Source organism: Pseudomonas sp. P7758 (genome assembly GCF_013386485.1).
Lineage (GTDB): Bacteria > Pseudomonadota > Gammaproteobacteria > Pseudomonadales > Pseudomonadaceae > Aquipseudomonas.
This window is the reverse complement of sequence record NZ_JACARS010000104.1, coordinates 25403-33849: the sequence shown is the minus strand read 5'-3', so window position 1 is coordinate 33849 and position 8447 is coordinate 25403. Positions and strand designations below refer to the sequence as shown.

General features: G+C 57.9%; 6 protein-coding genes and 2 rRNA genes. 3 read left to right on the top strand and 5 right to left on the bottom strand.

Annotated features, from left to right (window positions below; translation table 11 throughout):
• Positions 1-28 precede the first annotated feature (28 nt).
• Together rrf (HX873_RS22215) and rrf (HX873_RS22210) are read left to right on the top strand one after the other, a co-directional pair.
• Positions 29-144: ribosomal RNA gene (rrf, locus tag HX873_RS22215) — 5S ribosomal RNA — on the top strand.
• A 109-nt stretch (positions 145-253) separates the two neighbouring features.
• Positions 254-369: ribosomal RNA gene (gene rrf, locus HX873_RS22210) — 5S ribosomal RNA — on the top strand.
• A gap of 78 nt (positions 370-447) precedes the next feature.
• Here rrf (HX873_RS22210) and HX873_RS22205 read toward each other — a convergent pair.
• The 4 genes from HX873_RS22205 to HX873_RS22190 all read right to left on the bottom strand — a co-directional run bounded on the left by HX873_RS22205 (position 448) and on the right by HX873_RS22190 (position 5773).
• The gene (locus tag HX873_RS22205; RefSeq protein ID WP_177123206.1) at positions 448-1623 is read right to left on the bottom strand and encodes a PepSY domain-containing protein; all 1176 of its coding nucleotides are present in this window, start codon (positions 1621-1623) and stop codon (positions 448-450) included.
• A 71-nt stretch (positions 1624-1694) separates the two neighbouring features.
• Complete coding sequence (locus HX873_RS22200; RefSeq protein ID WP_177123205.1) at positions 1695-4187, bottom strand: TonB-dependent siderophore receptor; 2493 nt, start codon at positions 4185-4187, stop codon at positions 1695-1697.
• A gap of 105 nt (positions 4188-4292) precedes the next feature.
• Complete coding sequence (locus HX873_RS22195) at positions 4293-5276, bottom strand: FecR domain-containing protein (RefSeq protein WP_003218246.1); 984 nt, start codon at positions 5274-5276, stop codon at positions 4293-4295.
• The gene (locus tag HX873_RS22190) at positions 5273-5773 is read right to left on the bottom strand and encodes a sigma-70 family RNA polymerase sigma factor (RefSeq protein ID WP_008433614.1); all 501 of its coding nucleotides are present in this window, start codon (positions 5771-5773) and stop codon (positions 5273-5275) included. Before HX873_RS22190 ends, HX873_RS22195 begins: the two co-directional genes overlap by 4 nt.
• A 279-nt stretch (positions 5774-6052) precedes the next feature.
• Between HX873_RS22190 and HX873_RS22185 the strand changes: the two genes are divergently transcribed.
• On the top strand, positions 6053-7933 hold the full coding sequence (locus tag HX873_RS22185) for a methyl-accepting chemotaxis protein (RefSeq protein WP_003218243.1): 1881 nt from the start codon (positions 6053-6055) through the stop codon (positions 7931-7933).
• 42 nt (positions 7934-7975) lie between these two features.
• Here the strand turns inward: HX873_RS22185 and HX873_RS22180 are convergent, their stop codons facing one another.
• Positions 7976-8425, bottom strand: a complete 450-nt coding sequence (locus HX873_RS22180) for an SRPBCC family protein (RefSeq protein ID WP_177123204.1) — start codon at positions 8423-8425, stop codon at positions 7976-7978.
• Between the last annotated feature and the right edge of the window lie 22 nt (positions 8426-8447).

Genomic DNA, 8447 nt, shown 5'->3' with positions numbered 1-8447 from the left:
AGCTGGCCACGACTCAGTACTCGAATTTCTTGACGACCATAGAGCATTGGAACCACCTGATCCCATCCCGAACTCAGCAGTGAAACGATGCATCGCCGATGGTAGTGTGGGGTTTCCCCATGTGAGAGTAGGTCATCGTCAAGATTAAATTCCAGAACCCCTGATTGCTTATGCAGTCAGGGGTTTTGTTTATGTAGAAGTCCATGATTTTCACCGGCACGTTGCGAACGCAACGGTCTGGTACACAGAATTTCTTGACGACCATAGAGCATTGGAACCACCTGATCCCATCCCGAACTCAGCAGTGAAACGATGCATCGCCGATGGTAGTGTGGGGTTTCCCCATGTGAGAGTAGGTCATCGTCAAGATTGAATTCCGAAACCCCTGTCTGCTAGCGCAGACAGGGGTTTTGTCGTTTAAGGGCTGGGCAAACAACTAGGACCGGCTCACCCTTTGCGTGCCTTACTGCTTCGCCTGGCCATTAACTTGCGCCACCATATATAGATCCCGGTAGCAGACAACATCGCGATCACAGCTCCCAGCAGCGCAATCAGCACCTGACCCGTCACCCCGATGATCCTGCCCCCATGGATCGGCAGTTGCAGCCGATAAAAGCGCTCTCCCAACGTACCTTGCCCTGCTAGTTCCTGCCCCAGTAAACGCCCATCCGTCCCGTGGAAAAACAACCAGGATTTCCCATGGGCCTCGGTATCATGTTGTCCAAAACCCGCCCCATAAAAGTTGTACTCAAAGCTGTAGTAAAGCTCTCCAATCGCCGCCGTCAGTCCCAGCCGCTTGCCTTCCTCCAGCGCCCGCTCATAGGCCTGTTGATAACTCAGTTGTGTCACGCCCAATTGCTCGGCGGGTAACCCGCCACGGGCCTCATAGACGCTAGGCTCAACCGGTGAGAACAGCGAGACGGCAGGCTTGAACACCTGGCTCGGCAAATTCATCGCGACGCTGCTGACTGCAATCGGCAGCAACAACAGCCAAAGCCATAACCCGCCTGCACGATGCAGGTCGAAGTTCAGCCGGTAAGCGTGGCCGCCCTTGATCTTCCACGCCGTGAACCACTTCTTCCAGAACGGTTTACCTCTCGGCAGGGTCAGCCACAGCGCGATAAAACAATCGAACACCCATGCGATCGCCACCAGTCCCATCAGCCACAAACCCCAATTACCCGGCAGTGTCAGGTTGTAGTGAAATTCCAGAATGAACGGAATGAAGTTCTCGCGCTGAAAGCAGCAAGCCCCCCAAACACGCCGGCCCATTTCTTCGCCGCTGACCGGATCCAGGTAAAAGACCTGGTTGGGCTCCTCAAAGGGTTTGCCCGTCGCCGGATCGTTTCTCGCAACTGCCGCCAGCATCGCGGTATGACCGGCCTCTTGTGGATACTCCATGTACCAGACTTGCAGTTTGGGATGCTGCCCCTGCAACGTGTCCACCAGTTCACCTGGCGGCAATGCCGAACCTTTGGCCGTTGCTCCATAAAAGCCGGGATTGAGCCATTCATCCAACTCATGGTTAAACGCCAGAAGGCTGCCCGTGAGTCCCGTCATCATCAGAAACAACGCCGTTGCCAACCCGATGTAGCGATGAAGTAAAACCAGCAATGCGCGCATAAAAATTTCCTGCAAAGACGACAAAGCCAGCGCCTGGAATCAGGAACTGGCTTTGTATGAATCGAGAGGGATTAGAACTGGTAGCTCACCGTCGCACTGACGTTGCGCTCTTCACCCAGGTAGCAGAAGTTCAAACTGGCACACGACGCCACGTAAGACTCGTTCGTCAGGTTGTTGGCATTCAGGCGTACATCCACACCCTTCAGTCCCACCTTGCCAAGGTCATAACCCATCGAGGCGTCAAACAGCGTGTAGGCGGGCACCTTCATGGTGTTTTCCGCATCTGCCCAGCTGTAGCCGACATAACGAACACCACCACCGAGTCGCAGGCCATCCAGTGCACCGCTATCGAACTTGTAGTCTGCCCATACCGACGCCATATGACGCGGCGCCTGCGTCGGCGAGTTCCCCTTGTTCTCGATCACGTTGTCCGCAGTACTCAGCGTGCTGACCATCGACTTCGAATACTCGATATCGGTGAAGGTATAGCTGCCCAACAATTTGAGATGGTCGGTCAACTGCACATGCGCCTCCAGCTCCAGGCCCTGGGAGCGCACAGCGCCGACCGCGCGATAGAAGTTTTCCTGCGGCAGTTTGGTCGCCAGGTTTTCCTGGTCGATGCGGAACAGCGAGGCCGTGAACAAATTGTCGGTACCCGGCGGCTGATACTTCAAGCCGACTTCCCACTGGGTGCCGTCGGTAGGTGCAAGGGGATTGCCGGCACTGTCCGAATAGGAGTTCGGGTTGAAGGATTCGGAATAGCTGACGTAGGGCGCGAGACCGTTATCAAACAAGTAGAGCGCTCCGGCCCGGCCGGTCAGTTTGGTACGTTTATCACTGATCTCTGTGCCCAGCGGTCGTCCCGCTTCGGCAATGCGATTTTCATCGGAGGTCTCAACCCAGTCCTGACGCAGCCCGAGGGAGAACCGCCACTTGTCCATCTCAATCAGGTCTTGCAGGTAAACGCCGGTCTGCTCGAGCCGGCGCAGATAACTGGTTGGGCTGTAATAGCTGATCTCGGAATTGCCATACACCGGGTTGAACGCATTGATTGGCGCAAGAGAGCCGCTGCTCCAGTCCACGACGGTTTTGCGCCGCTGATAGTCCGCCCCCATCAACACCGTATGCTTGGTCGCGCCGGTAAAAAATTCAGCCTGCAGCATGTTGTCGATGATGAACGCATGCAGCTTTTCGTCACCGCCTGAGTAGTAGCGATTCAGCTCATTACTGGTGGGCGTGGTCCAGCCATAGGCATACACCTGGTCCAGCCGGACCTTGGAGTCCAGATACCGAAAGTTCTGCCGCGCCGTGAAAACATCATTGAAGCGATGCTCGAACTGATAGCCGAACGACTGTTGATCACGCTTGTACCCATCAATGCCCGGTTCGCCTTCGAAGAAGTGATTGGAGATCCGCTGGCCGTTGCGCTGATGCAGCGCGCCATCTGCCGGCATGCCTCCGTGGTAGCCACCGTCGGGGTCATGCTGCAGGTAAGCCTGGAGTGTGAGGGACGTGTCATCGGTAAAGTCGATGCTCAAGGTGGGTGCCAGCGCGTAGCGTTTTTCCTTGGCATGGTCGAATTGCGTGTCGGACTTGTCTGCAAGACCGGTCAGTCGGTAAGCAATGCGCTTGTCGTCATCCACCGGGCCGCTGAAGTCGAAACCCATGCCTCGCTGCCCTTGGGAACCTATCGTGGCCTGGACCTGATGGTATGGCTCAAACAATGGCTTCTTGCTGGTCAACGCCACCAGCCCACCCGGCGAGCTGCGCCCGTAGAGCACCGATGACGGTCCTTTGAGGATATCTACGCGCTCGAGGAAATACGGGTCCACCTGCATGGTGCTGTAGGTTCCGCTGTCACCCATGGATTTCAAACCGTCCAGGTAGATGTTATCCACCGAACCGTCGTTGAAACCACGCATCGCCACATAGTCATAGCGGTGAGTGGCGCCATAAGGGTTGGTCAGCACGCCAGGGGTGTAACGCATGGCCTGGGCAACGGTTTGCGAGCCTTGGTCGTCCATCTGCTCGCGGGTCACCACTGAAACCGTCTGAGACGTTTCCAGCAGCGCGGTACTGGTCTTGGTGGCGATCTGGCTGTGGGTCGCGTTGTAGCCTTCCATGCTGCCCAGGGCATTACCCAGGGCGAAGCCTTTGATGTCGGTGGTCGGCAAGGTCAGCGCCTCGCTCTCGGGCTGGACCTGCAACACGAAACTCACGTCGTCCTGCGCCTGCGCCTGCAAGCCTGAGCCGTTGAGCAATTGGCTCAGGCCCTGTTCGGCCGAGTACTCCCCGTGCAGTCCGGGAGACTGGCGGCCCTGAGTCTGCGCAGGCGTGCTGGAAAGGGTGATGCCTGCCTGACGGGCAAACTGATTGAGCACATCGCTCAGCGCGCCTGCCGGGATGTCATAGCGCTGGCTGATACGTTCGACCCCGCTATCAGCCGCGACACCGGCCACTGGCAGCAAGCCGATGCTCATCGTGGTCGACAGCAATGCTGCGCGTACGGCTTTGCCGAGCAAAGGGTAGGAAGAGGGAGAGTTGCTGAAAAAACGCACAGTCATTATCGAGATCCGTAGAGGTCGCTGAAGGCAGATTGAATTGCTTACTGTCTAAGCCGGACTCACGGAAAAAAGCCGCCAAAAATAAATCAGGCACGCCAAAAATAATCAGGCCTGACGCTCCAGGCTCACCCACCAGCGGGTGCGATAGCGCAGGCGCACAGGCAGCGTCTGCGGAAGGATCGCCAATAGTTTCTCGGTGTCCTCCAGGCGAAAAACACCAGACAAGCGCAAATCTGCGATATCGCTCGAGCAGCCCAGATAACCATGGCGATAGCGCCCCACCTCCGCCAGGAAATCGGCAAGACGCATGTTGCGGGTGACGATCAATCCGTCGGCCCAGGCCCCTGTATCCATATCCGAAGGCGGTGCCAGAGCGGCCGCATTCTGACGCACCAGGTAGCTTTCTCCTGCATGCACTTGAGTAAAAAGCCCGTCGGCGGTATGCGGTGAATGAATCGCCACGTTGCCTGACGCGACGCTCAGACGTGTGCAATCGCTGTCCTGGCGCACCACAAATCGCCCGTCTATTCCTTCGAACAAACCATGGCGGGTGCGAACCAGCAGGGGGGCGGTCGCCGCGGCGCCGCAGGTCACCAGGATTTCCCCACGCACCAATGTGATCAAGCGTTGTTGCGGGTTGAAGTCGAGGTCCACTGCGCTATCGGTATTGAGCTGCAGGCGCGTGCCATCCGGTAGTTGCACGCTACGGCGTTCGCCAGTGGTGGTAGCCAGGTCAGAGGTCCAACGCTGCCAGCCGGTGAGGTCTCGGCTGACCCAGGCCGCCGAACCCATCAACAGCACGCCGGACAATACCTTCAATGCCTGCCGGCGCCCAAGGCGCTGGGCACTGTTCTCCAGCGCCACATGGGCCCCGGGAATCGCCGCCAACTGGCTGCTTAATTCATGCTGCAGTGCCTGCACGCGTTGCCAGGCCAACTCGTGTTCATGATGAGCCTCGCGCCAGTGCTCGCACTGCGCCTTCAGGCGGACATTGGCGCGATTGTTACGCAGACGCAGCATCCAGCTGATGGCCTGCTTGACCACCTGCGGGTCGATTCCTGCGCGCGCGGTGTTATCCATCGAGGTCATGCCTCATACCGCAGCACATAACAGTGATAAAGCGCCTCGGCGACATAGCGCTCCACCGAACGCAGTGATACACCCATCTGCTGCGCAATCTGCTTGTAAGTCAGGCCGTCGCATTGAGCCAGTAGAAACGCCTTGCGTACCTTGGGCTTGAGTCCGTCCAGAAGCCGGGCGATGGACTCCAGCAATTCCAGAATCAACGCACGTTCTTCAGCACTCGGCGCCAAGGCTTCGGGCAAATGCGCGATGGACTCCAGGTAGGCGCGCTCGATTTCTTCGCGACGCCAATGATCGATCACCAGGCCCCGCGCGATAGTGCGCAGGAAAGCGCGAGGGGCCTTGAGTTCGAAACGTTCGGTTTTTTGCAGCAGCCGCACGAACGTGTCCTGGGCCAGGTCCGCCGCATCCGCTGCGTTACCCAGACGGCTGCGCAGCCAAGTGTTCAGCCAGCCATGATGGTTGCTGTAAAGCGTCTGTACTGCGTACTCGGATGAGGGCATTCACACGGCCTGGCAAAGCGTCACAAATGATAATTAGTCGCATTGTCGACAAGCCTGAAAAATTTTGCAACTCCTGACGTTAGAGCGCTACCACTGGTCGGTTTCTGACATTAAAAGCAGATGCTTCTCACAAATTCCTAAGATTTATCCTGCCTTGGCCGAAAGCCTGACGAGCCATGCGTGCACCGAAATAGAGCAGTCGCAGAGTCTGCCTATACCGTTACATGGAATGTTGCATCCGGCACGCTCACCCCCTTTTGGCAAAAAGAAGTCAATGAAATGAATCTCAAGTTCAGTCATAAAATTCTGTTGGCCGCGTCAGGCGTAGTGGTTCTGGCCTTCGCGTTATTCACGTTCTACAACGACTACTTGCAGCGCAATACCATCCGGCAAAACCTGGAGTCGTCCATTCAGCAATCCGGTGAACTCACCGCCAGCAGCGTGCAGAACTGGCTCAGCGGGCGGGTGCTGGTACTGGAAAGCCTCGCGCAAAACGTGGCCCATCAAGGCAGCTCTGCCGATCTTCCGGGGTTGGTCGACCAGTCGGCATTTACCTCCAACTTCCAGTTCACCTACGTCGGTTCCACCAACGGCGTGTTCACCCAGCGTCCCGACGCCAAAATGCCCGATGGCTACGATCCGCGTCAGCGTCCCTGGTACAAGCAAGCTGTCGCAGCCGACAAGACCATGCTTACACCGCCCTACATGGCTGCGGTAGGCGGGCTGATCGTGACCATCGCGATGCCGGTGAAAAAGAATGGCGAACTGCTTGGCGTGGTCGGCGGTGACCTGAGCCTGCAAACCCTGGTGAAGATCATCAACTCGGTGGATTTCGGCGGCATCGGCCATGCATTCCTGGTCAGCGGTGATGGTCAGGTGATTGTCAGCCCGGACCAGGACCAGGTGATGAAGAACCTCAAGGACATCTACCCGGGCACCAACGTGCGCATCGAGAAGCTCAGCCAGGAAGTGGTCTTGAATGGCCAGGAACGGATTTTGTCCTTCACCCCGATCAGCGGGTTGCCGAATGCCGACTGGTACATCGGCCTGTCGATCGACAAAGACAAAGCCTACGCACCGCTGGGTAAGTTCCGTACCTCGGCATTGATCGCCATGTTCATTGCGGTTGCCGCCATTGCCGTGTTCCTGAGCGTCCTGATCCAGGTCTTGATGCGCCCGCTGACCACCATGGGCCGCGCCATGCAGGACATCGCTCAGGGCGAGGGTGACCTGACCCGCCGCCTGACAGTGGAAAGCAAAGACGAGTTCGGTGACTTGGGCAGTGCCTTCAACCAATTCGTCGAGCGTATTCACGCGTCGATTTCCGAAGTTTCCTCGGCGACGCGCCAGGTGCACGACCTGTCCCAGCGAGTAATGGCCTCGTCCAACGCGTCGATCATCGGTTCCGACGAACAAAGCGCGCGCACCAACAGCGTGGCCGCAGCGATCAACGAACTGGGGGCCGCCACGCAGGAAATCGCGCGCAACGCCGCTGATGCTTCGCAACACGCCAGCGGTGCCAGTGAGCAGGCCGATGATGGGCGCAAGGTGGTTGAGAAAACCATCCTGGCGATGTCGGAGCTTTCGCAAAAAATCAGCCTGTCCTGCACGCAGATTGAAACCCTGAACGCCAGCACCGACAACATCGGCCACATCCTGGACGTGATCAAAGGCATCTCCCAGCAAACCAACCTGTTGGCCCTCAACGCCGCGATTGAAGCGGCACGTGCCGGTGAGGCCGGGCGTGGGTTTGCCGTGGTGGCGGATGAAGTACGCAACCTGGCGCACCGCACCCAGGAGTCGGCAGAAGAGATCCACAAAATGATCACCTCGCTGCAGATTGGCTCGCGTGAGGCCGTGACCACGATGAACGCCAGCCAGACCTCGAGTGAAGAAAGCGTCGAGGTCGCCAACCAGGCCGGTGAGCGCCTGGTCAGCGTGACGCAGCGGATCGTCGAGATCGACGGGATGAACCAGTCGGTAGCGGCCGCCACCGAGGAACAGACCGCCGTGGTGGAAACCCTCAACGTCGACATCAACCAGATCAACCTGCTGAACCAGCAGGGCGTGGCCAACCTCAACGAAACCTTGAAGGATTGCGACGCCTTGTCTCAACAGGCCAACCGCCTGAAGCAGTTGGTCGACAGTTTCAAAATCTGATCGATGAACACACAGGAGCGAGCCTGCTCGCTCCTGTCTCCTTTAGCCAAACATCGCTCGCACATTCGCCAGCGCACCGTCGGCGAATGCCTGCACAAACGGCTCAAATCCCTCCGCGCCAGGTTCAACCGGCTCGGCGATGATCGTCCAGGTCACCCGTGAGGATCCTGCTCCCAACGGTTCGACATCCATGGCGGCCCACAACCGTGCTACGCCCAAGGTGTTGTAGATCGTGGTCCAGGTCATGCGCATGGCCTGCTCGTCGCGGCTGTTGAGTTGCTCCACCACCAGGTGTCCATCGTGGAAGAACTTCTTGCGCAGCGATCCCGCGCCCGCACCAGTGATTTCGATGTGGGACAAGGCGGGGATGAATCGATCAAATCCGCCAAAGTCACCGACCACCGCCCACGCACTGGCTGCATCACAGGCAACCACAACTGAGGACACCACAGGTTTGCCGCGAGGGTTGCGAATCAACGTATCGGGTTTCATAAGGTCTTCCTTCAATTGAGAG